The sequence below is a fragment of the Pseudomonas sp. SDO5591_S426 genome (genome assembly GCF_054070755.1).
The window spans coordinates 13,622-38,930 of record NZ_JBSVXD010000008.1 but is presented as its reverse complement, the minus strand read 5'-3'; the positions used below and the strand labels follow the sequence as shown (position 1 = coordinate 38,930).

At 59.2% G+C, this 25,309-nt stretch carries 26 protein-coding genes and 1 pseudogene; 8 read left to right on the top strand and 19 right to left on the bottom strand.

Annotated elements, in window-relative coordinates; all coding sequences use genetic code 11:
- Positions 1–78: 78 nt before the first annotated feature.
- The 6 genes from ACW9JC_RS03500 to ACW9JC_RS03475 form a co-directional block, all read right to left on the bottom strand.
- Positions 79–1,527 (bottom strand): alanine/glycine:cation symporter family protein, encoded by a 1,449-nt coding sequence (locus ACW9JC_RS03500; protein WP_338583903.1) that lies wholly within the window; start codon positions 1,525–1,527, stop codon positions 79–81.
- Between the two features lie 252 nt (positions 1,528–1,779).
- Positions 1,780–2,124 carry a DUF2388 domain-containing protein gene (locus tag ACW9JC_RS03495; RefSeq protein WP_457453587.1) on the bottom strand — a complete coding sequence of 115 codons (345 nt, stop codon included), beginning with the start codon at positions 2,122–2,124 and terminating at the stop codon, positions 1,780–1,782.
- Between the two features lie 342 nt (positions 2,125–2,466).
- Positions 2,467–2,862 (bottom strand): DUF6124 family protein, encoded by a 396-nt coding sequence (locus ACW9JC_RS03490; protein ID WP_457453585.1) that lies wholly within the window; start codon positions 2,860–2,862, stop codon positions 2,467–2,469.
- Positions 2,863–3,091: 229 nt separating this feature from the next.
- A complete protein-coding gene (locus tag ACW9JC_RS03485; protein ID WP_457453611.1) occupies positions 3,092–3,760 on the bottom strand; it encodes a DUF2931 family protein in 669 nt (222 codons plus the stop codon).
- Positions 3,761–3,779: 19 nt separating this feature from the next.
- Positions 3,780–4,448 (bottom strand): DUF2931 family protein, encoded by a 669-nt coding sequence (locus ACW9JC_RS03480; protein ID WP_457453584.1) that lies wholly within the window; start codon positions 4,446–4,448, stop codon positions 3,780–3,782.
- Positions 4,441–5,010, bottom strand: a complete 570-nt coding sequence (locus tag ACW9JC_RS03475; protein ID WP_457453582.1) for a hypothetical protein — start codon at positions 5,008–5,010, stop codon at positions 4,441–4,443. The genes ACW9JC_RS03480 and ACW9JC_RS03475 overlap by 8 nt, the downstream gene beginning before the upstream one ends.
- Here ACW9JC_RS03475 and ACW9JC_RS03470 point away from each other — a divergent pair.
- From ACW9JC_RS03470 to ACW9JC_RS03455, 4 genes and pseudogenes are all read left to right on the top strand, one after another.
- Positions 4,945–5,811, top strand: a pseudogene (locus ACW9JC_RS03470) (type VI secretion IcmF C-terminal domain-containing protein); the annotation flags it as partial. The gene ACW9JC_RS03475 and the pseudogene ACW9JC_RS03470 sit on opposite strands and share 66 nt — an antisense overlap.
- Positions 5,811–6,539 (top strand): PP2C family protein-serine/threonine phosphatase, encoded by a 729-nt coding sequence (locus tag ACW9JC_RS03465; RefSeq protein ID WP_457453581.1) that lies wholly within the window; start codon positions 5,811–5,813, stop codon positions 6,537–6,539. The pseudogene ACW9JC_RS03470 and the gene ACW9JC_RS03465, both read left to right, overlap by 1 nt.
- A complete protein-coding gene (locus tag ACW9JC_RS03460) occupies positions 6,536–7,546 on the top strand; it encodes a serine/threonine-protein kinase (RefSeq protein WP_457453579.1) in 1,011 nt (336 codons plus the stop codon). The genes ACW9JC_RS03465 and ACW9JC_RS03460 overlap by 4 nt, the downstream gene beginning before the upstream one ends.
- A 136-nt stretch (positions 7,547–7,682) precedes the next feature.
- On the top strand, positions 7,683–8,066 hold the full coding sequence (locus ACW9JC_RS03455; protein WP_457453578.1) for a helicase: 384 nt from the start codon (positions 7,683–7,685) through the stop codon (positions 8,064–8,066).
- Positions 8,067–8,163: 97 nt separating this feature from the next.
- Here ACW9JC_RS03455 and ACW9JC_RS03450 read toward each other — a convergent pair whose 3' ends face one another.
- The 6 genes from ACW9JC_RS03450 to exbB form a co-directional block, all read right to left on the bottom strand.
- Positions 8,164–9,564: an aminoacyl-tRNA deacylase and HDOD domain-containing protein gene (locus ACW9JC_RS03450; protein ID WP_416130481.1), complete on the bottom strand. Its 1,401-nt coding sequence runs from the start codon at positions 9,562–9,564 to the stop codon at positions 8,164–8,166.
- Positions 9,565–9,643: 79 nt separating this feature from the next.
- The gene (gene recG / locus ACW9JC_RS03445; RefSeq protein WP_457453576.1) at positions 9,644–11,719 is read right to left on the bottom strand and encodes an ATP-dependent DNA helicase RecG; all 2,076 of its coding nucleotides are present in this window, start codon (positions 11,717–11,719) and stop codon (positions 9,644–9,646) included.
- A 9-nt stretch (positions 11,720–11,728) separates the two neighbouring features.
- Entirely contained in the window at positions 11,729–12,658 is a 930-nt protein-coding gene (locus ACW9JC_RS03440) for a LysR substrate-binding domain-containing protein (RefSeq protein WP_457453575.1), read from the bottom strand.
- 159 nt (positions 12,659–12,817) lie between these two features.
- Entirely contained in the window at positions 12,818–13,567 is a 750-nt protein-coding gene (locus tag ACW9JC_RS03435) for an energy transducer TonB (RefSeq protein WP_338583893.1), read from the bottom strand.
- Complete coding sequence (gene exbD / locus ACW9JC_RS03430; RefSeq protein ID WP_102673741.1) at positions 13,564–13,992, bottom strand: TonB system transport protein ExbD; 429 nt, start codon at positions 13,990–13,992, stop codon at positions 13,564–13,566. The genes ACW9JC_RS03435 and exbD overlap by 4 nt, the downstream gene beginning before the upstream one ends.
- A gap of 6 nt (positions 13,993–13,998) precedes the next feature.
- Positions 13,999–14,970 (bottom strand): tonB-system energizer ExbB, encoded by a 972-nt coding sequence (exbB, locus tag ACW9JC_RS03425; protein WP_457453572.1) that lies wholly within the window; start codon positions 14,968–14,970, stop codon positions 13,999–14,001.
- A 189-nt stretch (positions 14,971–15,159) separates the two neighbouring features.
- Here exbB and ACW9JC_RS03420 point away from each other — a divergent pair, with 189 nt between their 5' ends.
- Positions 15,160–16,017: an SDR family oxidoreductase gene (locus tag ACW9JC_RS03420; protein ID WP_457453571.1), complete on the top strand. Its 858-nt coding sequence runs from the start codon at positions 15,160–15,162 to the stop codon at positions 16,015–16,017.
- Positions 16,018–16,144: 127 nt separating this feature from the next.
- Here ACW9JC_RS03420 and ACW9JC_RS03415 read toward each other — a convergent pair whose 3' ends face one another.
- The 6 genes from ACW9JC_RS03415 to ACW9JC_RS03390 form a co-directional block, all read right to left on the bottom strand.
- Positions 16,145–16,885 (bottom strand): hypothetical protein, encoded by a 741-nt coding sequence (locus ACW9JC_RS03415; protein WP_457453569.1) that lies wholly within the window; start codon positions 16,883–16,885, stop codon positions 16,145–16,147.
- A 67-nt stretch (positions 16,886–16,952) separates the two neighbouring features.
- Positions 16,953–17,333 (bottom strand): RidA family protein, encoded by a 381-nt coding sequence (locus tag ACW9JC_RS03410; protein WP_003229509.1) that lies wholly within the window; start codon positions 17,331–17,333, stop codon positions 16,953–16,955.
- Positions 17,334–17,355: 22 nt separating this feature from the next.
- Positions 17,356–19,461, bottom strand: a complete 2,106-nt coding sequence (gene spoT / locus ACW9JC_RS03405) for a bifunctional GTP diphosphokinase/guanosine-3',5'-bis pyrophosphate 3'-pyrophosphohydrolase (protein WP_416129484.1) — start codon at positions 19,459–19,461, stop codon at positions 17,356–17,358.
- Between the two features lie 57 nt (positions 19,462–19,518).
- Positions 19,519–19,782 (bottom strand): DNA-directed RNA polymerase subunit omega, encoded by a 264-nt coding sequence (gene rpoZ / locus ACW9JC_RS03400; RefSeq protein ID WP_007921129.1) that lies wholly within the window; start codon positions 19,780–19,782, stop codon positions 19,519–19,521.
- A 167-nt stretch (positions 19,783–19,949) separates the two neighbouring features.
- The gene (gmk, locus tag ACW9JC_RS03395; RefSeq protein ID WP_338583886.1) at positions 19,950–20,570 is read right to left on the bottom strand and encodes a guanylate kinase; all 621 of its coding nucleotides are present in this window, start codon (positions 20,568–20,570) and stop codon (positions 19,950–19,952) included.
- Positions 20,571–20,582: 12 nt separating this feature from the next.
- Positions 20,583–21,446, bottom strand: a complete 864-nt coding sequence (locus tag ACW9JC_RS03390) for a YicC/YloC family endoribonuclease (protein ID WP_416129486.1) — start codon at positions 21,444–21,446, stop codon at positions 20,583–20,585.
- 267 nt (positions 21,447–21,713) lie between these two features.
- On the opposite strand from ACW9JC_RS03390, the gene rph reads away from it, so the two are divergent.
- The 3 genes from rph to gltS all read left to right on the top strand — a co-directional run bounded on the left by rph (position 21,714) and on the right by gltS (position 24,375).
- Positions 21,714–22,436, top strand: coding sequence for a ribonuclease PH (gene rph, locus ACW9JC_RS03385; protein WP_338583884.1), 723 nt, complete (start codon positions 21,714–21,716; stop codon positions 22,434–22,436).
- Positions 22,437–22,464: 28 nt separating this feature from the next.
- A complete protein-coding gene (locus ACW9JC_RS03380) occupies positions 22,465–22,833 on the top strand; it encodes a DUF4870 domain-containing protein (protein ID WP_338583883.1) in 369 nt (122 codons plus the stop codon).
- Positions 22,834–23,166: 333 nt separating this feature from the next.
- On the top strand, positions 23,167–24,375 hold the full coding sequence (gene gltS, locus ACW9JC_RS03375; RefSeq protein WP_457453567.1) for a sodium/glutamate symporter: 1,209 nt from the start codon (positions 23,167–23,169) through the stop codon (positions 24,373–24,375).
- A gap of 78 nt (positions 24,376–24,453) precedes the next feature.
- On the opposite strand, the gene ACW9JC_RS03370 is transcribed toward gltS, so the two are convergent.
- Positions 24,454–25,233, bottom strand: coding sequence for an exodeoxyribonuclease III (locus ACW9JC_RS03370; RefSeq protein ID WP_008062840.1), 780 nt, complete (start codon positions 25,231–25,233; stop codon positions 24,454–24,456).
- Positions 25,234–25,309: the final 76 nt, after the last annotated feature.

Here is a 25,309-nt window from a genome sequence, read left to right as displayed (position 1 = left end):
CTATCGCGAGCAAGCTCGATCCCACAGTTTTTCGAACTTTAACTGACAGGCGCGGAGGATGCGCCTGTCGTTTACCGATCAGCGTTGCGCTGCGGTCACACCGTGCAACTCAGCTTGCGCCTGAGGAGCGGCCGGTGGGTTCGCCGGCCAGGCCTGACGATCCAGATCCAGGTCCGGAAACTTGGCGGAGTCGAACACTGGCGTCTTGATCCCGGCGGCACGCTGGTCATCGTAGTCACGCAGGATGCGCATGCCGACCTTGAACAGCAGGAACAGCGCGATCAGGTTCACGAACGCGAGCAGGGTCATGGTGATGTCGGCGAAGGCAAACACGGTGCCGAGGTTCTCGATGGCGCCCCAGAAAATCAGCACCAGCACCAGCGCGCGGTAGCCCATCAACGCCTTGCGGTTTTCACCGATCAAAAAGCGCAGGTTGCTCTCGCCCAGGTAGTAGTTGTAGAGGATCGAGGTGAACACGAACAACGCCAGCGCCACGGAAATGAACATCCGGCCCCAGTCACCGACCACGGCGGCCAGCGAGTTCTGGGTCAGGGCAATGCCATCGCCTTCGAAGCCCGGGGTGTAGAAACCCGAGAGCAGAATCAGCAACGCGGTGCAGGTGCAGATCACGAAGGTATCGAGGAACACGCTGAACGCCTGCACCACGCCTTGCGCCACCGGGTGCTCGACCGCTGCAACCGCTGCCACGTTCGGCGCACTGCCCAGGCCCGCTTCGTTGGCGAACACGCCACGCTTCACGCCCATGACAATCGCGCTGCCGATCAGCCCGCCGAAGGCCTGGTCGAGACCGAAGGCGCTCTTGACGATGGTCATCAGCATGCCCGGCACTTGGTCGAATTGCAGCACGATCACGTAGATCGTCACGCCGATGTACACCAGGGTTTTCACCGGCACCAACAGGTCTGCGACCTTGGCGATACGCTTGATCCCGCCGACGAACACCAGGCCCAACAGCACGGCCAGGCCGATGCCGGTGTAGGTCGTGTCCAGACCGAACGCGTTGTTCAACGAGTGGGTCACGGCGTGGGCTTGCAGGCCGTTGAAGGCGAACCCGAAAGTCACCAGCAACAGGAACGCCATGAGCATCCCCAACCAGCGTTTTTGCAAACCGTGCTGGATGTAATAGGACGGGCCGCCACGGAACTGGCCTTCGGAATCGCAGCGCTTGTAGAGCTGGCCGAGGGAGCATTCGAAGAAGCTGCTGGACATGCCGACCAGCGCGGTCACCCACATCCAGAACACCGCACCGGGCCCGCCGAGGGTCACGGCAATGCCGACACCGGCAATGTTGCCCGCACCGACGCGGCCGGCGAGGCTGAGCATCAACGCCTGGAACGAACTGAGTTGCCCGGCGCTGCTTTTGAGGCTGTCGCGGAACACCGCGAACATGTGGAAGAAGTGACGCAATTGAACGAAACGCGAGCGGATCGTGAAGTAGCTACCGAGCCCGACAATGAGCACGATCAGTACTTTCCCTGAGAGGAAGTCGTTAATGACTTCGAGCATGGATTATTCCTCGCTGTTTTTTGTGTAGGCAAATGCACACCAGAACAGACACATCGCGTTACACCCGTTGGCGCACGGCACAACAGGCGAGGCGAAGAGTTCGTCCCGGTTTCATATCGCGGGTTTGTTATTAGTTCGGGTTTCGCATGGGTGAGGTCTCGCTACCGACGACCGCTCATGCGAAGAGGGGCGGCACTATACCGATGCTTTCATGTGGGAGCGAGCAGGTTCGCTCCCGGAGGATTTGCTGTTTCATGAATTGATCGCGAGCACCCTGTAGGCAAACTCTTTTTTGCTTGGCTGAAGATGAGCGTGCTGCTCCAGGTAAGCCCGCCATGCGGATTCAAGCATTGGGCCGTTGAAATCGCCATCGGTAGCGATGTAAGCGGCGGCGTCGTCTTTCACTGCCTGGGTGTAGTGTTTCGAGAAGCCATCCGTAGTGGCTTCTGAGGTCAAAATGAACGGCGCGAGTACCGTATAGATCAACCCGACTACAGTTGTTCCCGATAACTGAAGGGGATTGTCAGCTATTTTGCAGCTGGGCTTGCTGCATGAAAATTCAGCGCGAACAGGGAAGCTAGCGACGAGTGTGAGCATGGCGACTAAGCAGCACCTGAAAGCAACTGCTGTTTGTTTATTGTGCCAAATAGTCAAATCCTTACCCCTCTATCGCGAGTGGACTTGTTATCCAAACGGATGGCGCGCTGTCATGAGCGAAATGCTCACCGACTCAGCATTGAATTGTGCTTGTGCGAAGTGCTGAGGCAGAGAGGCATTTAAGATCCGAGAGAGCAAATCAGATGCGTCCTACGTGTGAGTCGGAAACGGGGAAGTAGCAGTGGTGTTGCGAGGGGCTTTCCGCTGCGTGATGCAGTGCGGTGACGAAAAAACCCCGATGGGCAGGAACACGCCAGTCGGGGTTGTTTACTGCTTGGTGAGTCAGCAGGCTCGACGCTGTTGTCTGGCGAGTATCGCCGCCATATCCGGCTCATCCAGATGATCAAGCGCTCGCTCAATCAACAGATGCACCCCGTCAGCCATGCGGCTGAGCGCCAAGGCTACAGAGCGGCGTGAGCCGTCCACATCGTCGGCGAGGTCGGCGGCGATGGCGCTGATGGACAGCAGGTCTTCTGAAGCATTGGCCAGGAGTGCTTCGGTGTTGATGTCTGGGCAGACGCTGAAGAGTTGGCCGCTGCGTTTAGGTGGTGTCTGGTTAGGTGGGACGAGATGGTGATCGAGGGCGCGTTCGGCGGCTTCGTGGAGCTTTTTCGAATCCAGAGATTCGTAGGGGGATGTGGCTTCGTTTTTGGGATTGTTGGCTGTTGTCTTGTTCATTGCTGAAATCCTTGGAGTTAATAAAAATTCGCTCCCGACTTCGGACTTGCACATCCGCTCACCGAGCTTTCGGTGACGATCAAAGGTTAACGGTAAATGTGACGTGCGCATAGTTCATGGATTGCTCGACTTTGCGCAGGAAACATCCGAAAGGATGGAGGGGATTTAAACACCCATCACCTGGATGCAATGACTACGTGGAGCGTACAAATACCGAGATGCTTTTGCGTTACCAGGAGCCATAGGGAATCCCGAATTTTTCTACGTAGGCCTTGGATATCTCAGTCAGGGGCCGATGCTTGCCACCGGACTTGCCTCCATATGGGCCTTTCGGATTTATTGTTCCTTCAACCCGAAGTATCTCGACAGCCTTAAGGCAGGCACCCCCCAGCCAGACTTTGGCAATACCACCCGGCGCCAAACCAATACCGATGTTGTCACGGGACTCGGTTATCCACTTCCCATCTGCTCCGCAAAAAACCTTCTCCGGTTTGCGCATGATTTCCCGTGCGGATTCGGGGATGGCGATGTAAGCCTCATAGGTTTGCGGTTCGGCCAAGGATTGCCAGCGCACGTAGATCAGGCGGGGCAGATCGGCGCCAGTGACATACATACCTTTACCACCGCCATTGCTGCTGACCCATCCTCGGGCGATGCCCTGGTTATTCGGTGGTCTTGGAACCGAGGCGATACCGCCTCCAGCACCTCGAAACACTCGTTCGCGGATATCCACAACATCTGCGGTTTCTATCCAGACTTCCATATACGCTGGAGCGGAAAAAGCCAGGAACCACGGTAAGCCATTACTGGACTGAGCGACGCTTTGTGCACAACCAGTTAACAGCAATCCGAGAAGCAGGCCTGCACATCGTTTGATTGACCGCAGCGGTTTGATCATCGAAGCATCGGATTTGTCGTTACCAAGAACCATAGGGAATCCCGAATTTTTCGATATAGGCCTTGGATGTCTCAGTCAGGGGCCGATGCTTGCCACCTGACTTACCTCCATATGGGCCTTTCGGATTGATCCTCCCTTCCACTCGTGCAATTTCAACCGACTTCAAGCAGGTCCCGCCTAACCAGACTTTGGCAATGCCTCCGGGCGCCAAGCCAATCCCGATATCGTCGCGATAGTCGGTGATCCACTTGGCATCCGCCGTGCAAAAGGCCTTTTCCGGTTTGCGCATGATTTCCCGAGCGGATTCAGGAATGACGATGTAGGCCTCATAGGTTTGCGGTTCAGCCAAGGATTGCCAGCGCACATAGATCAGGCGGGGTAGATCAACCTGTCTGATGTAATGCCCCGCGCCACTGCCGGGATTCACGGGCCAGCCAACAGGTTTCCCTTTGTTGTTGCGGGGAGTTTGGACTGAGGCAACGCCGGCTACAGCTGTTCGTAGAAGTCGTTCGTGAATATCCACGACGTCCGCCGTTTCAATCCAGACTTCCATGTAGTCCGGCGCACCAAAGCCCAGAAACCATTCTTCATGACTAGGCGACTGCGCAAAACTTTGCGTGCAGCCCGATAACAACAACCCGAAAAGCAGAACAGCGATTTTTTTTGTGAGCCGGGCAGCGTTATTCATTGGGGTGAACCACGCGTTGGCGTTTTTCTGTCGGCCGATTGATAAAGACGACATTCATGTCGCTGCTGTTAAGGTCTTTGGCCGCGTTCCAGTGAGCGGAAAGGTGGATATAGCGACGGCGTAACAACTCCACTTCATTGATCGTCAAACCGGGAGTTGGTGATTCTCCCAACGCGTACGCCTGCAGCTTTTTGTGAATGGGATCCAGTTCGCTTGGCAAGGCCATCTTCGGATCATTTTCATCGATGACGTCAAAGGGCACATCGTGTCTGACCGCCAGCTCACGCATGATGCGCAAGTAAACCAACGACAGTTCGCCATGCACCTGGCGTTCGATGCCGGTAGCTGCAAAAAGCTTTTTCCGCGGATAGGGATGTTCCCTCGATGGCTCCATCGGTCTATCCCAGAGCACCACTCTTAGTTCTTTGCGGGAACCATCGAAATCGATCACGCCTTTGTCATACCAAGCACGCATTTCCTTCTCGGCAGACAGGTACCCGATCAGGCTGCGTATGATCTGGCCAAGGCGCGCATGGCCAGCCAGCGTGATGCGCTGAGTCATCTGCGCATGGCGTCAGGTCGGTTGCCGCGACCGGTTGGTGTCTGGTTCAACGTTCTGGCCGAAGACGCCTGGCGCCTGGTACTCAGCGATGCCTATCAGTATTTGAATCAGCGTTATCAAAGTGAGCTGTACAGCTTCTACGGAAAAGCGATCAACAAGCGCTACCCCTTCAGCGCACACAGCGCCAGCGACGTGGCGCTCAACGATTTCCGCGAGTTCTTCAAGGTCCAGGGTGTCGTTGACCGCTTCTTCGACAACTACATGCGTCCATTTGTCAGTGGCGGCCCAGGCAACTATCGCTTGCGCAGTATCGATGGCCAAAGTCTGCCCGTGTCTCGGGTTTACCTCGATCAGATGGCTTCGGTACAGGTAATCCGCCAGAGCTTCTTCAGCGAAAACCCCGCTGAGCCACACGTGCAGTTCAAGCTCGAACCGTACACCCTCGACTCGACGGCGAGCCGATCCGAGTTCCGCTTTGGCGACAGGTCCCTGGAGTATCGCCACGGCCCGATCGTGGCGGCTTCCTTCAAGTGGCCGACCGACGCCGAAGACGGCCGCACCAGTCTGGTACTCGACAGGATGACCGACCGCCCGATCGGTATTGAGAAGAACAGCGGACCCTGGTCGCTGTTTCGTTTGTTGGACTTGATGCAGACCGAATACCTGATCGGCCGCGATGTACTTGTACTCAAAGCCGACCTGGGCGGCCTGCGCGCCAATTACCTGCTGACGAGTCAACGCACGCCGAACCCGTTCGATATGGGTGTGCTGCGCACCTTCCGCATGCCGGTGCAACTCTGATGGCGATGGTCGGACCCTGGCGTAGCGCTGCGCGTACTGACCCTGGCAAGGTCCGAGTGCGCAATGAAGATGCTTTTCTCGATTGCCCACAGCAGGGGTTGTGGGTGGTTGCCGACGGCATGGGCGGGCACCAGGGAGGTGACATCGCCAGTCAGATGATCGTTGCCAGCCTGGCGGAGTTGCCGATTGGAAAAACCTTCGACGAGCGTCTCAAAGGCGTGAGCCGGTGCCTTCATTGGCTCAACCGACGCATGGTTCACGAGTTGACGGTCATTGCCGGACACCAGGACAACGTCATCGGCAGCACTGTGGTCGCGCTGCTGGTGGATGGCAGTCGCGCGGCCTGCGTCTGGGTTGGCGACAGCCGATGTTACCTGTGGCGTGAGCAACGCTTGTACCAGCTGACCAAGGATCATTCGTTGATGCAGCAGCTGATTGACCAGCAACAGATGTGCGCCGGACAAGCCCGAGCTCAGCCGCATGCCGGCGCCTTGACCCGGGCAGTGGGGGCAGGTGAGGAACTGGCGCTGGAGGTACTGGAGTTGGCAGTGCATCCGGGGGATACATTTTTGCTGTGCAGCGACGGCTTGTATCAAAGCCTGAACAGCAACGCGCTGGGTAGTGCCTTGAGTTTGAATGCACCGGTTTTGGCGCTCGCGCGTTTGTTCGACGGAGCCTTGAGCGGTCCGGCGCGGGACAACCTGACGGCTGTCGTGATACGCCAATGAGTGAGTCGGTGTCGCTCGACAATCTACCGGTCAGCGAAGAAGAAATCGCCGACCTGACCTATTTTGCCTTCGCCAAAGCCGTGCCCGCGCCCCGTGATGTTTTGACGTCTCAGGCTCGCACCATAGAGTTGCCAGACGTACTGGTGGGGCGTTACCGCCTCGAGCGGTTGCTCGGCGCCGGTGGCATGGGTGTTGTCTACCGTGCACGGGACTTGTTGCACGAACAGTTCGGTGATCCTGAGCCTTATGTTGCGCTGAAAATGCTCGGCGAAGAGCTTGCCGAATCCCCGGATGCCAGCGCTTTACTCTACAGCGAGTTCGCCATGACTCGGCGCTTGCATCATCCGAACGTACTGCGCTTGCACAGCTTTGAAGTGGACACCTGTTGCCGACGAGCATTCTTCACCATGGAGCTGATGCGCGGCCTGACCCTGGACAGGCTGCTCTGTGACCGGCCTCTGGGTTTATCGTGGCCAGAATTGCGTGACATCGCGCTTCCATTGCTCGACGCATTGGCTCATTCCCACAGCCGTGGTGTGCTGCACGGTGACTTGAAGCCGAGCAATGTGATGGTCAGCGAAGACGGTGTGCGATTGTTTGATTTTGGTCTGGGCCAGTCAATGGAAGGTGTCATGCCGGGGCTGGCACAGTTGAGTCGCAATCGCATCAATGCCTGGACCCCAGGCTACGCTGCCCCGGAACTGCTCGAAGGCCAGCCGCTGTCCACCGGTACGGACATTTACGCCGTGGCCTGCGTGTTGTATGAATTGGCGGGAGGCAAACACCCGTTCAATCGCTTGCCTTCAATCCGTGCGCGAGATGAACGTCTGGACCGAGAGCTGCTTGCCCCGCGGACTCTGCCGAAACACTGCTGGCCTGCGCTACGTGCGGCGCTGAGTTTCGATGCTTCGCAACGCATCATTACAGTCCCGGAGCTGTATGACTCCTTCAACTGGCAACCGCTCTTGTTGCGATGCTGGTCTGCTCGTGTGGGAAGGAAAGTGTAGGACAACAATAAGCATGACTTGGCAGTCATCATGCAAGACAAATGGCTTATCTTCTTCTAACGCAACTCGATAGTGGTGTTCTCGTTTGAAGTCGCTACACTGCGCCAGCCGTTCATTTTTCTCTTGAGGCTTGCGCATGAAATTTCGTTTTCTGCTGTGGATGCTGGGTTTGTTGATGGGCAAGGCCAGCCGGACCAATCCTGCGTTCCAGCAGCAGTTGGGGGACAAGGAGCTGGTGTTTCAGCTGCAAACCCTGGACGGGAAAGTGGCGCGGCATTTCCGCGTGAAAGATCAGCGCATCACCAGCAAGGCCGGGGTGATTGCCGAGCCTGCGTTTGCCATTGCCTTTAAAGATGCCGCGTACGGCTTTGCCACGATGCAGGCGAAGAACAAGCAGTTGGCGTTCATGACGGGGATTCAGGACAAGTCGATTCAGATCAGGGGCAACCCGGCGCTGGTGATCTGGTTTCAGGGGTTGACCAAGTATTTGAAGCCGAAGAAGGCGAAAGCCAAGGCTTGATTCGTTTCAGATAGACCGAGTTGCATTCATCGCGAGCAAGCTCGCTCCCACAGGGTTCACCTAACCATTGTGGGAGTGAGCTTGCTCGCGATTGCTTTTAGGCCTGGGAAAATTGCGAGGCGAGTTCGCGCAGTAGCACTTCGGCTTCGAGGACTTTGCTGACCACGTCGTTGGCTTTGTCGCGGGTCAGGCCCAGGCGTTCGAGCAGGGCGTCGGGGATGTCTTCGTCGGGGCCGGAGCCGATGCCACGGCTGCGCAGCAGGCGCACCGACAGGCACACCAGGTTCGGGTATTCGGCGGAAGGGCCGTCGTAGGCCGGGTCGTGCTGGAAGCGCAGCGCGGTGGCCAGTTCATCGGGCATGTCCCAGTAGCGCATCAGCCACGAGCCGATCTGTTCGCGGCTGATGCCCAGCAGGTGTTGCTCGATGTAGCTGTGGCACAGGTGCGGGTTGACCTCCAGGTGACGGCAGATCAGCGAGAAGTGCGGCGGGAACACGTGGGCCAGCAGCAGGTAGCCAAAGTTGTGCAGCAGGCCGGCGAGGTAAGTCAGGCCGGCTTCCGGGCGCTGGGTGCGCGGCATGGCGCGGGTCAGGCCTTCGATGACGGCAGCGGTGTAGATCGATTGCTGCCAGTACGGCGTGCTGTGTTGCGGGTGGTCTTTGGGCAGGCTCAGGGTTTTGCCCAGGGCCAGGCCCAGCGCCAGGTTGATCACCAGGTCGAAGCCCAGCACCCGCACGATGGCGTCTTCCACCGAACGAATCTTGCCCGGCGAGGCGTAGTACGGCGATGCCGCCCAGCTCACTACTTGCGCGGCCAGCGCCGGGTCGGTTTCGACCACGCCGGTGATGTCGTCGATGGTGGCGTTGGGGTCCACGCGCAGCTTGATGATCTTCTGCGCGGTTTCGGCCAATGGCGGAATTTCGATGGTCGCTTCCAGGCGTTGCTGGATGCGCCGCGCGGTGAACGCTTGAACGGCCTGGGTGATTTCCTCGCGGTCATCGTCAGGGCGGTCGAGGTTCGGGCGGATGCTGCTCAGGTTTTCACCGAAGTTGGCGGCGCTGGCCTTGTTCAGCATGGACTTGAAGGCTTCGCTGGTGATTTCCAGCAGCACGCCCGGTTCGCCCGAGTTGACCAGCACTTTGGGTTCGCGCAGCAGGCTTTCTTCATACAGGCACGGCGAACTGGTCAGCGACGGTAGACCGGGCAGCAAGCTCAGGTTGTGCTTGCCGAGCATCTTTTCCAGACGCTCGGTTGGCACCGCAGTGAGGCGGCGGCCAGTGAGTTCAGTGAGGCGGTTGAGGTCGAGCAACTGGCTCTGCGGGAACAGCACCATGAGCGCGCCGACGGCGTCATCGAGCAGTACGGCCTGGACCTTGCGCGCCGGGTTCAAGCCGTGATGATCCAGGACCTCTTCGTAGGCGATGCCCAGTTTGCCCAGCAGCAGCCGAATAACCGACGGAGCGTGCGGGGAGGCGGGTGCGAGGGCAACTTCGGTCATGGTTCTGTATCCGTTCTAAAACAATTGCAGGAGTATAACCAGCTTGCTCAAGCCGAGTGTCCAGAAACTGCGACGGTGCTCACACTTGGCCGTATTGCTGCCCGTGGCGCAGCCAGCGGTCGAGTAATGGGCTGACGTGGTCCGGCCAGCGTTCCAGCAAAGCTTGAGCAGCGTCACGCACGGCGGGTAGCAGGTCGGCGTCGCGCATCAGGTCGGCGACCTTGAATTGAAGCAGACCCGTTTGCCGCGTGCCGAGCATTTCGCCGGGACCGCGTAGTTCGAGATCTTTTTCGGCGATGACGAAGCCGTCGTTGGTTTCGCGCATGATGCCCAGGCGCTGACGGCCGATCTGCGACAGCGGCGGATGGTAGAGCAGCACGCAATGGCTGGCCGCGCTGCCCCGGCCGACTCGGCCGCGCAACTGATGCAGTTGCGCCAGGCCCAGGCGTTCGGGGTTTTCGATGATCATCAGGCTGGCGTTGGGCACGTCCACGCCCACTTCAATCACCGTGGTGGCGACCAGCAGTTGCAGGTTGCCGGCCTTGAACTCGGCCATCACCGCAGCTTTTTCCACAGGCTTCATGCGGCCATGGATCAGCCCGACTTTCAACTCGCCAAGGGCGGCGGTGAGGTCTTCATAAGTGGTTTCCGCTGCCTGGCAGGTCAGCTCTTCGGACTCTTCAATCAGCGTGCACACCCAATACGCCTGCCGCCCTTCGGCACAGGCGCTGCGCACCCGTTCGATGACTTCGACGCGCCGGGTGTCGGTGATCAGCACGGTGTTGACCGGGGTTCGGCCGGGCGGCAATTCGTCGAGGATCGAGGTGTCGAGATCGGCGTAGGCGCTCATGGCCAGCGTGCGCGGGATCGGCGTGGCGGTCATGATCAATTGGTGCGGGCACATGCGTCCGCCGACGCCTTTCTGCCGCAATGCCAGCCTCTGCTGCACGCCGAAGCGGTGCTGTTCGTCGATGATCACCAGCGCCAGGTTCTTGAATTGCACTTCGTCCTGGAACAGCGCGTGAGTGCCGACCACCATCGGTGTGCCGCTGGCGATTTGTTCCAGCGCGGCGACACGGTTTTTGCCTTTGAGCTTGCCGGCCAGCCACGCGACTTCAATGCCCAGCGGTTCGAGCCAGCGCTTGAAGGTGATGAAGTGCTGCTCGGCGAGAATCTCGGTGGGCGCCATCAACGCGACCTGATAACCGGCTTCCAAGGCCTGGAGCGCGGCGAGGGCGGCGACCACGGTTTTGCCCGCGCCGACGTCGCCCTGAATCAGCCGCAGCATGGGCTCGTGCTGACTGAGGTCGTAGGCGATTTCATTGCCGACCCGTTGCTGGGCGCCAGTCGGGTTGAAGCCGAGATTGGCCAGGTATTTGGCCGGCAGCTGTGTAGCTTTGGGCATGGCTGGCGCGCGCAACGAACGCATGCTTTCGCGCAGGCGTTGTTGCGATAGTTGATGGGTCAGCAGTTCTTCGAAGGCCAGGCGATGCTGGGCCCAGTGGTGACCGAGGGCGAGTTCATCGACATCGGCATCGGCGGGCGGGTTGTGCAGGTAGCGGATCGCATCGGCCAGCGGCGCCAGTTGATAGTCGCGGGCCAGTTCGGTCGGCAGCCAGTCGGGCAGGCTGCTCGGGCCGAGCAAGGTCAGGGTTTGCATGCACAGTTGGCGCAAGCGCTGTTGCGTCAGGCCTTCGGTGAGCGGATAGACCGGCGTCAGGGTTTCATCCACGGGCGGTGGTTCGTCACCGGTGATGGCGCGGTATTCCGGGTGGTAGATTTCCAGCCCCGAAGCGCCGGGCCGCGCTTCGCCGTAGCAGCGGACTCGCGTGCCGCGTTTAAGACCTTCTTTCTGTGCGTTGCTGAAGTGGTAGAAGCGCAGGCTGAGCCCGCCGGTGCCGTCCTGCAGGCGGACGACCAAACTGCGGCGACGGCCCATGACCACGTCGGCGCCGCTGACGGTGCCTTCGACCACGGCATCTTGCCCTGGACGCAGCGCACCGATCGGCACCACACGTGTGCGGTCCTGATAGCGCAGGGGCAGGTGAAACAGCACGTCCTGAAGATTCTCCAGGCCGACCTTGGCCAGCTTCTCGGCCATGGCTTCGCCGACACCCTTGAGTGCCGTCACCGACACTTGCGACAACTCGGTCATGACGCTTGCTTAGCCCGCCACCACCTGCGCGGACGGCTTGGCCACCGAGCACAGGCGAATGGAGTCAGCGAGGATTTCAATGGCTTTCGGACGCGGGAAACTTGCACGCCAGGCGATGGCCACGGTGCGGTACGGCACCGGTGCCGACAATGGCCGGACTTCGATCACGCCAGGGGCGTAGTGATGGCTGTCGACCGCCGACAGCGGCAGGATCGAAATGCCCAACCCGGATGCGACCATGTGCCGAATGGTTTCCAGCGAGCTGGATTCGACCGTGGTGTGCTTGGCGCCGTCGTTGCCTTTGGTCAGCGTCGGGCAGGCTTCCAGCACTTGATCGCGGAAGCAGTGACCTTCGCCGAGCAGCAGCAGGCTCTTGTCGTTGAGCAGGCTGGCGTCGATGGACTCTTTTTGCGTCCACGGGTGCTGGGCCGGCATCAGGACGTAGAACGGCTCGTCGTAGAGCTGCAAGGTCAGGACGTCGGCTTCGCCGAACGGCAGGGCGATGATGATCGCGTCGAGTTCGCCGTTGCGCAGTTTGTCGCGCAGCACGTGGGTAAAGTTTTCTTCGATGTACAACGGCATCTGCGGGGCAACCCGGTGCAGTTGTGGGATCAGGTGCGGGAACAGGTAGGGGCCGACCGTGTAGATCGCGCCGACTTTCAGCGGTGCGGTCAGTTGGTTCTTGCCGGCCTGGGCCAGTTCGCGAATACCTTGGGCCTGTTCCAGGACTTTTTGTGCCTGGGCCACAATGCCTTCGCCAACCGGGGTCAGGCGCACGGCGCTTTTGCTGCGCTCGAAAATCAGCACACCGAGTTCGTCTTCAAGCTTTTTCACACCCACCGACAGAGTCGGCTGGCTGACGTGGCAACGCTCGGCCGCGTGGCCGAAATGCTGCTCTTGGGCGAGGGTAACGATGTAGCGTAATTCTGTGAGAGTCATAGCAAGCGTCCATGAAGTTGCGCGCCAAGCATACCGGCTGCAATCGATAGACGCACGTTATCAGACTGTGTGTGTCGAGTGACACCGGGCAATGCGTGTTTGCCGCTGGTAGATAAGCAAAAGGCACCTTTCGGTGCCTTTGCAGTGTTGCGGCTTGTATCAGCGCCGGCGGTTTTCCAGCGAGTAAACAAACGGTGCAACGATTTCGATGGAGCCGTTGTTCAGCATGTCGGCCGGTGGTTTTGGCAACGGCTGGGCGCGGCGGATCATATCGAGCGTGGCCCGATCCAGATCCGCAGTGCCGGACGCGCCTACCAGTTCGTACGACAGCACGTTGCCTTCGGCATCCACTACGAAACGCAGACGGTTCGTGCCTTGCTTGCCCCGCGCCTGCGCGCTGGCCGGGTACTTTTTGTACTTGGCCAAATGCGCGAGCAGGGTGCCTTGCCAACTGGCCTTGGCCGCGACCTGAGCAGCCGATGGACCCGGTACAGGCTGAGCGGATTTCTCAGTTTGTGACGGAGTCGGTGGCGCTTCGCTCGGTTTTGCCTCGGACGGCTTTTCCTTCGGCGGCTCCGGTTTTTTCTCCACAGGCTTGGGCGGCTGAGGCTTCGGCTTGGGCTTGACCGGTTTGGGCACCGCGATCTCGGCCTTCGGTGCTTCGGCGAGCTTCGGTATCGGCAGTTCTTCCACCGGTGCCGGTGGCTGTGGCGGCGTTATGACCTTCGGCGGTGCAGGCGGTGGCGGGGCCGGAACCGGCGCCAGCTCGACCATCATTGCCTGAGGCGGCAATTCGATGGGCGGGTGGGCGGTCCAGTTCACGGCCAGCGCGATGGCCAGCGCGTGAACGCCCAGCACCACGGCCAGGCTACCGCTGTAACGCGTCAGCTTATGGCGCGTCGTGATCATTTTTTGACTGCCGTCTCGAGTCCGACCAGACCGACCTTCAGGTAACCGGCCGAGCGCAGGTTGTCCATCACGCTCATCAGGTCGCCGTAATCCACGCCTTTATCGGCCTGGAAGAAGATCGTCGTGTCTTTCTTGCCCTGGGTCCTGGCGTCGAGCGTGGCGCCGAGTGCTTCGGCCTTCACTTCGTCTTCGCCGAGGAACAGGCGTTGATCAGCCTTGACGCTCAGGAACACCGGTTTCTCTGGCCGCGGCGCCGGTTTGGCGGTGGAGGCGGGCAGGTCGACCTTGATGTCCACGGTGGCCAGCGGAGCCGCCACCATGAAGATGATCAACAGCACCAGCATCACGTCGATGAACGGCGTGACGTTGATTTCGTGGTTCTCGGACAGATCGTCGTCTGCCCCTTCTTTCAAATGCAGGCCCATGGCCGATTACCCCACTTTCACCATGTGCGGTTGCGAGCTGCGCTCAGGCTGGTGATCGAGGTCGCGGCTGACCAGCAGCAGGACTTCTGCCGACGCGTCGGCTACCTGCGCCTTGTAACCGGTGATGGAGCGGGCGAACACGTTGTAGATCACTACCGCAGGAATCGCCGCGACCAGACCCAATGCTGTCGCCAGCAGGGCTTCGGCAATGCCGGGAGCCACGACGGCGAGGTTGGTGGTCTGGGTCTTGGCGATGCCGATGAAGCTGTTCATGATGCCCCATACGGTACCGAACAGGCCGACGAATGGCGCAGTGGAACCGATGGTGGCGAGTACGCCGGTGCCGCTGCTCATGTTGCGGCCGCAGGCTGCTACCAGGCGCTCAAGACGGAAAGCGACGCGTTCCTTGATGCCTTCTTTTTCGCGGGCGCTGGCCGACAAATGCATTTCTTCCAGAGCATCATGCACCAGCAGATTGGCCAAGGTGCCTGGTTTGGTTGCCGAAGCGCTGGCTTCTTTAAGCGTGGCGGCTTTTTTCAGGTGGACGATTTCGGTGCGCAGACGACGCTTGGCGCCCATCAGCTCAAAGCCTTTGGCAATCCAGATGGTCCAGGTGATGATCGAAGCGATGGCCAGGCCGATCATCACGATTTTCACGATGATGTCGGCGTTCTGGTACATGCCCCACGGCGACAGGTCATGGGCCATGCCCAGGGTGTTGTCGGCTTCGAGGACTTCAGGGACGTCTTCGCCGATGGCTTCGTCAGCAGGTGCTGCGTGGGCCGGGTCGGTCGCGGCAGGCGCCACGGCCGGGGCGGCGTGGTCGGCGGGTGCAGCGGCAGCGGTCGGAGTAGCTGGCGCTTGTGCGTCAGCGAAAGCGGCGACAGGCGCCAGCATCAAGCTGAGCAGCAGGGCGGCCACCGCGCTCCAGGCGCGAGGTCGTTTGGTTGGCGAAGCGGGGAATTGATTGCGTGTCATGCTGGCCGGACCTGAGAGAAAAAAACGGGTGATGTTCTTCCAGGCCTCGAAAGGCCGAGAACAAAAGTGGCGCGTATTATTGCAAGTAATTCTTGTTAACAGAAGTAATAGAGTATCTTTTTTTCCTGCATTGCTAGCCGCTCGTCCATTGCCAGCGCTAGTCTGTCCGTTTCCAAGGGGAGTTTTCTGATGTCCGCGCCTTCTGTTTTGATCGCCGGTTGCGGTGATGTCGGCAGCCGTCTGGCCACGCAATTGTTGACTGCGGGATGGGAAGTTCATGGCCTGCGGCGTGACGTCTCGCGCCTGCCCGAGGGCGTGATTGGCGTTGCCGGCGACTTGTTCAATAAAGACTGCCCGGAGACCTGGCCGGTCGGCGCGGTGGATTACCTGGTCTATTGCGCGGCTGCCACCGATCACGATGAAGCCGGCTATCGCGCCGCTTATGTCCAGGGTTTGCGGCATGTGCTGGAGTGGCTGGGAGACTATGGGCAGGTGCCCAATCGACTGCTGTTCGTTTCCAGCAGCAGCGTTCACGGCCAGCAGGAGGGCGAGTGGGTTGATGAGACGTCGCCTGCCGTAGCGGCTGGCTATTCCGGACAGGTGATGCTCGAAGCCGAGCAAATTGCCCTCAACAGCGGCATCCCCGCCAGCATTGTGCGATTGACCGGTATTTACGGTCCCGGCCGCGAATGGCTGCTGACTCAGGTCCGCCGGGGTTATCGCGTGGCGGTCGATCCACCGCTATACGCCAACCGGATTCATGCCGATGACGCCGCAGGGTTGATGGCGTGCCTGCTTGAGGCGGATCGGCGTGGGGTGAAGCTGGATGATATTTACATCGGTGTCGATGACGCGCCGGCAGCGTTGGCGGATGTGGTGGGCTGGTTGCGCGAGTATCTGGGCGTGACCGAATGGGCCGATGACGCCAGCGTGCGCCGCACGGGCAGCAAGCGTTGCAGTAATGCACGGGCGAAAGCGTTGGGCTGGATGCCGAAGTATCCGAGTTTTCGCGAAGGGTATGCGGCGATCCTTGAAGGGCGCTGCTGACTTTCAGTCACCCTAAAACAACTGTAGGAGCGAGCCTGCTCGCGATGAGGCCATAACATTCAACATCTTCGTTGATTGCTACATCGCCATCGCGAGCAGGCTCGCTCCCACATGGGTTATGCGTTGCTTACTGCTTTTCCAGCAACCACTTGCGATCACCCGGGGTGAACTGCGGCATTTCGTCTGCCTGTGCCGTGTTCACGGCCTGGAAGATTTCCAGCTCTTTGCCTTTGCGCGCGAAGATCCAGGGGTTTCCCTGCCCGTTGAGTTGCAGCCACATGTTGTCGTTGCCGCCACTCATCGACGCGCAGTCGCCGGCCAGGCACAGCGCATAGCGATCAGCACCCGGCAGGCCGGTCACTTGGCCATCGGCCTGGAACTGCACGCTACTGCCTTCGCCGGGGCCGCTGACAACTTTCCAGCTGCCGCCCATGTACGCCGAATACAGTGCGCGTTCGAAGCTGGCGCCAATCGGTGCGCCATCCGGCACCGGGATCAAGGCGCGGTCGAAGACTTGGGCCGGTTCGTTTTCGGTCGCGGCCTGGCTCAATTGTTTGCCGTCGCGCTTCAGTTCACTACCGGAACTGCCATAAAAGTCGACTTTCCAGGCGCCGGACTCTTCGCCCAGCAGCTTGCCGTCGACATTTTCAAAACCATTGGTGTAGCGGGCCTGACCGGCCTTGGTGTTGACGTCCCATTCCAGGTTCGGGCCATAGGCCTGGAGCGCTTCGCGCAGGGGAACGCCTTTGGATGCGGCATCGATTGCTACCTGGTTGATCCAGGTGCCGCTGATATCACGGTCGGCAGGGTTGCTGGCACAACCGCCCAAAAACAGGGCGAGCAGCGAGAGAGCAAGCGCTTTGCGCATGGTGGAATCCTTTCAAACTTACTTTGCTGCAGAGCAGTCGGCGCAGCGCGAGGCTGCGCCGGACACATTACTCGATGACCAGGATGGCATCCATTTCAACCTGCGAACCCTTTGGCAGGGCTGCTACGCCGATGGCGGCGCGGGCTGGGTAAGGCTGGTCGAAGTACTTGCCCATGATCTCGTTGACCTTGGCGAAGTGGCTCAGGTCGGTGAGGAAGATGTTCAGTTTGACGATGTCCTTGAACGAACCGCCAGCAGCTTCAGCCACGGCTTTGAGGTTCTCGAACACCTGGACGGTCTGGGCTTCGAAGCCTTCAACCAGTTCCATGGTTTTTGGGTCCAGAGGAATCTGACCCGACATGTAAACGGTGTTGCCAGCCTTGATCGCCTGGGAGTAAGTACCGATGGCGGCCGGGGCCTTGTCGCTGGTGATAACAGTCTTGGTCATGAATGACTCCTTGTAAGTGGGCTTAAGCACGCATGCGGGTGATGCGGATCACCCCGGTCAGGGCGCGCAGTTTCTTGATCACGCGGGCCAGGTGCACACGGTCGTGCACGCTGACCACCAACTGGACCACGCTGATGCGACCATCGCGTTCATCCATGCTGATTTTTTCGATATTGCCATCGGCTGCGTTGACGCTGCTGGCCAGCAGGGCGATCAGGCCGCGCTGGTGTTCCAGCTCGACGCGCAGCTCGACGTTGAATTCGCCGGTGACATCCTTGGCCCACGAGAGCTGGATGCATTTCTCCGGGTTGTGGCGGATTTCGCTGATGTTGCGGCAGTTGTCCAGGTGCACCACCATGCCTTTGCCCGCAGACAGGTGGCCGACAATCGGGTCGCCCGGAATCGGCGTGCAGCACTTGGCGTAGCTGAGCACCAGGCCTTCGGTCCCGCGAATCGCCAGCGGGCCTTCAGGGCTCGGCAACTGTTCGCCTTCGCCAAGCAGTCGGCGTGCCACCACATAGGCCATGCGATTGCCCAGGCCGATGTCTTCGAGCAAGTCTTCGATCAGTTCGAGGCGGTACTCGACGAGCATTGCCTTGACGCGTTCGGCCGGGATCTTCTCCAGCGCGCTGTCGAACCCGTTGAGAACCTTGTTCAGCAGGCGTTCGCCCAGGCTGATGGATTCGGAGCGGCGTTGCAGCTTCAGCGCATGGCGGATGTGCGTACGGGCCTTGCCGGTCACCACGAAGTTGAGCCACGCCGGGTTCGGCCGCGCGCCGGGGGCGCTGACGATCTCGACCGTGGAGCCGCTTTGCAGCGGTTCGGACAGCGGCGCGAGACGACGATTGATCCGACAGGCAATGCAGCTATTGCCCACGTCGGTGTGCACCGCGTAAGCGAAGTCGACCGCCGTGGAGCCCTTGGGCAGCTCCATGATCCGGCCTTTGGGCGTGAACACGTAGACCTCGTCCGGGAACAGGTCGATCTTCACGCTTTCGATGAACTCCAGCGAGTTGCCGGCGCGTTGCTGCATTTCCAGCACGCCCTTGACCCACTGGCGGGCGCGGGCGTGAGTGCCTTTCGGCTGCTCGTCACCGCTGGATTTGTACAGCCAATGGGCGGCGATGCCGTTGTTGGCCATCTCTTCCATTTCGCGGGTGCGGATCTGGATCTCGATCGGCACACCGTGCATGCCGAACAGCGTGGTGTGCAGCGACTGATAGCCGTTGGCCTTGGGGATCGCGATGTAATCCTTGAAGCGCCCCGGCAACGGTTTGTACAAATTATGCACAGCACCCAGCACGCGGTAGCAGGTATCGACCTTGTCGACGATGATCCGGAACGCATAGACGTCCATGATCTCGTTGAAGGCCCGACGCTTGCCGCGCATTTTCTTGTAGATGCCGTAGAGGTGTTTCTGGCGACCGCTGACCTCGCCCTGAATGCCGTCGATGGCCAGACAGTGACTGAGGGATTCTTCGATCTTGTTGACGATTTCCTTGCGGTTGCCCCGGGCGCGTTTGACGGCCTGGTAGATCCGCGCGGAGCGCATCGGGTGCATGGCCTTGAAGCCGAGGTCTTCGAATTCTATGCGGATGGCGTGCATGCCCAGCCGATTGGCGATGGGCGCATAGATTTCCAGGGTTTCCTTGGCGATGCGTCGGCGTTTCTCGCCGGACAGCACTTCCAGCGTGCGCATGTTGTGCAGGCGGTCGGCCAGTTTGACCAGGATCACGCGAATATCGCGCGCCATGGCCATGGCCATTTTCTGGAAGTTTTCGGCCTGGGCTTCGGCTTTGGTCTCGAAGTTCATCTGGGTCAGTTTGCTGACCCCGTCGACCAGTTCGGCTACGGTTTCGCCGAACTGCGCTTGCAGCGCTTCCTTGGCAATACCGGTGTCTTCGATCACGTCATGCAGCATGGCCGCCATCAGGCTCTGATGGTCCATATGCATGTCGGCAAGAATATTGGCTACGGCAAGAGGATGCGTGACGTACGCCTCACCGCTACGGCGGCGTTGGCCGTCGTGCGCTTGTTCGGCGTAGAAATACGCTCGGCGGACCAGGTTGACCTGGTCATTGCCGAGGTAGGTCGATAAGCGATCGGCGAGGGCGTCTATGCTCGGCATGATGTCTCCTGCCGTAAGCTTTTATCCCGCGCCGTGCTACGTCGACCAGGCATAGGCTTAGACGGCCTCGTTGGACTCGTCCTCAAATGCAGCAAAAAGCGGTTCATCTTCAACGATTTCGGCTTCGGCAATAGCTGCGTAGTCGATCAGGCCTTCAGCGATTTCGCGCAGGGCGACAACGGTAGGCTTGTCGTTTTCCCATGCTACTTTCGGCTCTTTGCCGCCGGTGGCCAGTTGACGGGCACGCTTGGTAGAGAGCATGACCAGCTCAAAGCGGTTATCCACGTGTTCTAGGCAGTCTTCAACGGTTACGCGGGCCATGGTCTTCCTCGTAGCAAATGCAATATGCGCGCTGCCCGGATGGGCGAGCGGACTCAACAGTTTAAAAAATCACCAGCGATTAGGGAAGCGCTGATTTTTTGATCAAGCCCTTCAACGCGCTGCAAGTGCCAATGTAAAGCTCTTGCAGCTGTTTTGGGAAGAGCGGATCAACCGAGCAATTCAGCCAGTAATTTGCCGTGGCGCTGCTGCTGACGCTTTTGTTGCAGCTGATTGGCACGGAAAATCGCCTTCAAATCGTGCAAGGCGTGGGCGAAATCGTCGTTGATGATCAGGTAGTCGTAGTCGACATAGTGGCTCATTTCGCTGACGGCTTCGCGCATCCGGCCGTCGATGATCTCGTCGCTATCCTGGCCACGATTGGTCAGGCGCTGGTGCAAGGCCTGCAATGACGGCGGCAGAATGAAGACCGAACGGGCCTGCGGCATCAGCTTGCGTACTTGCTCGGCGCCTTGCCAGTCGATTTCCAGGATCAGGTCGTGGCCTTCATCCAGGGTCTGCTGTAAGTGGCTTTGCGAGGTGCCGTAGAGATTGCCGAAGACTTCGGCGCGCTCGAGGAAATCCCCGTGTTCGATCATCTTCACGAACTGTTCGCGCGCGACGAAGTTGTAGTTCACGCCGTCCACTTCGCCCGGGCGCATGGCGCGGGTGGTGTGGGAGACCGAAACGCGGATCTCCGGATTGGCGTCGGTCAGGGCCTTGACCAGGCTGCTTTTGCCCGCGCCCGATGGGGCGGAGATGATGTACAGGGTGCCGGTGCTGTGGGTCATGTCAGGGTTGCCTTACTCAATATTCTGCACTTGTTCGCGCATCTGCTCGATCAACACCTTGAGGTTGACCGCCGCTTGGGTGCTGCGCGGGTCGAAGGCTTTGGAGCCCAGTGTATTAGCCTCGCGGTTGAGCTCCTGCATCAGGAAGTCCAGGCGTCGCCCGGCAGCGCCGCCGGACTTGAGCACCCGGCGAACTTCGATGATGTGAGTGCTCAGGCGATCCAGTTCTTCGGCGACGTCGCTTTTTTGCGCGAGCATGACCATTTCCTGCTCCAGTCGCTGCGGGTCCATCTCGGCCTTCATGTCGGCGAAACGGTCGAGGACCTTCTGGCGCTGGGTGGCGAGCATCTGCGGAACCAGTTCGCGCAGGGTCACCACGTCTTCTTCAATGGACGTCAGGCGATCGTTGATCAACCGTGCCAGCTCCGCGCCTTCGCGCTCGCGGCCAGCCTTGAGTTCTTTCAGGCCTTCGTTGAACAGCGCCAGTGCTTCGGCGTTCAAGGCTTGCGGGTCGGTCGCATCACCCACCAGCACGCCGGGCCAGGCCAGGACTTCGAGCGGATTCAGTGCGGCCGGATTCTTGATCAGGCTGGCGATCGTCTCGGCGGCGGCAACCAGTTGTGCGGCGCGGTCCTGATCCACTTGCAGCGCTTTGCCGGCGTTTTCTTCGGTGAAGCGCAGGGTGCATTCGAGCTTGCCCCGCGATACGCCCTGGCGCAGGGCTTCACGGACGGCGCCTTCGAGGTCGCGAAAGGAGTCCGGCAGGCGCAGGTGGGGTTCCAGGTAGCGGCTGTTGACCGAGCGCAGTTCCCAGCTCAGGGTGCCCTGGACGCCTGCTTTCTCGACGCGGGCGAAGGCGGTCATGCTGTGCACCATGGGGGTACCTCGCAATGCGGATCGGCGCGGAACTGACGTTCCGGCAATCCGCTATCAATGAATTAAAGCCGACTGGCAGCAAAGGCGCAGGATTGTAGCGCAGTGGCGCGGATGCGCCCAAACACACGGTGTGACAAACGGCTGCAGGTCGTCGGGTACGGGCTGTTCAGAGCCTTCGCTCGTCAGAGGATTTTTTTAGAAGTGCCCAGTCGTGGCTGGCAGCTCTATAATGCTCCGCAGTTTTCCGTCCCCGTACAGGTATCCCTTATGAAACGTCCAAGTGGTCGCGCTGCCGATCAGCTCCGCTCGATCCGCATTACCCGCAACTACACCAAACACGCCGAGGGATCTGTACTGGTCGAGTTCGGTGACACCAAAGTCATCTGCACGGTCAGCGTCGAAAACGGTGTGCCGCGTTTTCTCAAGGGCCAGGGCCAAGGCTGGTTGACCGCCGAGTACGGCATGCTGCCGCGCGCCACCGGCGAGCGTAACCAGCGTGAAGCGAGCCGCGGCAAGCAAGGCGGCCGCACCCTGGAAATCCAGCGTCTGATCGGTCGTTCCCTGCGCGCTGCGCTGGACATGTCCAAGCTGGGCGATGTGACCCTGTACGTCGACTGCGACGTGATCCAGGCCGACGGCGGCACCCGCACCGCGTCCATCACCGGTGCCATGGTTGCCCTGGTCGATGCGTTGAAAGTGATCAAGAAGCGTGGCGGCCTGAAAGGCGGCGACCCGCTCAAGCAAATGATCGGTGCCGTTTCGGTAGGCATGTACCAAGGCGAGCCGGTACTCGACCTCGACTACCTGGAAGACTCGGCTGCCGAGACCGACCTTAACGTAGTGATGACCAGCACTGGCGGCTTCATCGAAGTTCAGGGCACTGCCGAAGGCGCACCGTTCCAGCCTGAAGAGCTGAACGCGATGCTGGAACTGGCCAAGAAAGGCATGAACGAAATCTTCGATCTGCAAACGGCTGCACTGGCGGACTGACTGGATTGCCACAGACAAGGAGGACGCCATGAGTGACGAGCAACAGTTGCTTCCCACCCCGAGCAAAGAAGTTCGGCAGTGGGCGATGTTTTGTCACTTGTCCGCCTTGCTGGGGATCTGGATTCCGTTCGGTACGCTGATCGGCCCGCTGATCCTGTGGCAAATGAAGCGCGAGATGGACCCGTTCATCGACGCACAAGGCAAGGAGGCGCTGAACTTTCAGATCACCGTCGCCATTGCCTCCGCCATTTGCTTCCTGCTGATGGTGGTGATTATCGGGTTCTTCCTGTTTGGCCTGATCGCCATTGGCGCGTTGGTGCTGACGATCATTGCGGGCGTGAAAGCCAATGAAGGGTTTCCTTATCGGTATCCATTCACATGGCGGTTGATTAAGTAAGCCAGGCAATGAGATTGAAAGAAGCCCCGACTCGTCGGGGCTTTTTTGTTATCAAGTTATTTCTCCAGACAACTACGCTTACTTCCCTACACTTTTAGTCACAACTGTATATCCGCATTGCTCTCCATATCCTTGGCAATGAGGCTGGGCGGTTGTTAAAGTTGCCCCAAGTAATATTCATTAGAAATATTTCGATATATTCAGACCATTGACGGATCCTGAAATTAAAACAATCAGCGTTGAGAACAATCAGCGTTGAGAACAATCAGCCTGTTCAAGAGGCGTGTCCAGGTAAACAGTTCGCCCCTGAATGAATAATCCAAGAATATCCCAATGTTTCAGCTCGATTTTTATGGAACACTCGTCGCCGCGTCCTTAGTCCTCTTACTGGGGCGCGGGCTTGTCACACGGGTCGGTTTTTTACGCGCTTACAACATCCCTGAACCTGTAGCGGGTGGCCTGATGGTTGCCTTGGTTCTTTTGGCTTTGCGCTTGTTCGATATTGAAGTGCGGTTTGACACCTCGCTACAAACACCCTTGATGCTGGCGTTCTTCGCCACTATTGGATTGAGTGCAGACTTCGCCAGCCTGAAGAAGGGCGGACGCGTAGTGGGGGTGTTTCTATTAGCGGTCACCGGGTTGTTGGTGGTTCAGAATGCCATGGGAATCGGGCTTGCAACGGCTTTGGGGCTCGACCCTTTGATGGGGCTGCTTACAGGCTCGGTGACGTTGGCAGGTGGTCACGGAACCGGTGCTGCCTGGGGCGCGACGTTCAGTGAAAAGTACGGCTTGGCTTCCGCCTCTGAGCTTGCAATGGCCTCTGCAACGTTTGGTCTGGTGCTGGGCGGTTTGATTGGTGGGCCGGTCGCCCGGCTGCTTATCAAGCGCACACAGGTTCCCGGTTGTTCTAATCAAGATAAGCCACGACTGCCAAAGGGTTTTGAACAGCCGAATAAAGAGCGTTCGATCACGCCATTTTCGTTTATAGAGACACTCGCGTTGATTGCCGTCAGCTTGATGGTGGGTAACCTCATGAATGGCGCGCTCCGCGAAACCGCATTTGAGTTGCCGACGTTCGTTTGCGTATTGTTCGTGGGTGTGCTTTTGCGAAACAGCCTTTCAGCACTTGGCTTGTATCAGGTGTTTGAACGGGAAGTTTCTGTACTGGGAAATGTCAGCTTGTCGATGTTCCTGGCAATTGCGCTGATGTCACTCAAGTTGTGGGATCTGGCTGCACTGGCATTACCTTTCTTCATTATTCTGGCGGCGCAAACGCTGGTCATGGCGCTGTTTGCGATATTCGTGACGTTTAGAGTGATGGGCAGCAATTATGATGCGGCAGTACTGGCGGCAGGACATTGCGGTTTTGGGCTGGGTGCAACGCCAACGGCCATCGCTAACATGCAAGCGGTGACGCAGCGTTACGGGCCTTCGCAGATAGCGTTTCTGGTGGTGCCTATGGTGGGCGCTTTCTTCATCGACATCATCAATGTCATCGTGATCAAGTTGTACCTCGCGCTACCATTCTTTGCCGCTGCTTGAAGTTCAGGTCACTGAAATACAGCTCATAAAAAATGCCCGTATCTTGCGATACGGGCATTTTTTTATGAGCGACAACGTTTAGATCGTCAGCGTCCAGTCGTAGTCCACGATTAGCGGCGCATGCTGCGAGAACCGTGGCTGACGTGGCAGGCGTGCGCTGCGTACAAAGCGGCGCAGGCCCGGCGTCAAGATCTGGTAGTCGAAACGCCAGCCGAGGTTGAGCATTTCGGCCTGTTCGTTATCCGGCCACCAGCTGTACTGGTCGCCTTCACGGCTGACTTCGCGCAAGGCATCGACATAACCCATGTTGCCGACAATCTCGTCCATCCAGGCACGTTCAGGCGCCAGGAAGCCAGGAGATTGCTGGCTGTCGCGCCAGTTCTTGATGTCCAGTTTCTGTTGCGCCACGTACAGCGAGCCACAATAAATGTACTCGCGGCGTTTGCGCCGCTGCTTGTCCAGGTACTTGGCGAAGTCGTCCATGAGCTTGAATTTCTGGTTCAAGTCTTCATCGCCGTTCATGCCGGACGGAAGCAACAAGGTTGCAATACTGACTTTGTCGAAATCGGCTTGCAGGTAGCGCCCGTAGCGGTCGGCCGTCTCGAAACCGAGACCGCTGATGACAGCCTTCGGTTGCAACCGCGAGTACAAAGCCACACCACCTTGGGCGGGAACTTCGGCGTCGCAGGCATAAAGGAAGTATCCATCCAGTTGGAAGGCTGGATCGTCCAGTTCAAAGGCGGAGGCACGGGTGTCCTGCAGGCAGATGACGTCGGCATTCTGTGCTTGCAGCCAACTGAGCAAACCCCGCTCGACTGCAGCCTGAATACCATTGACGTTCACACTGATGATCCGCATAAATGGCCCCAAAAATCGCGTGCGTGTATGATACACGGCGTCAAGCTAATTAGCTAAATCCGTGGTATTTGGGGTT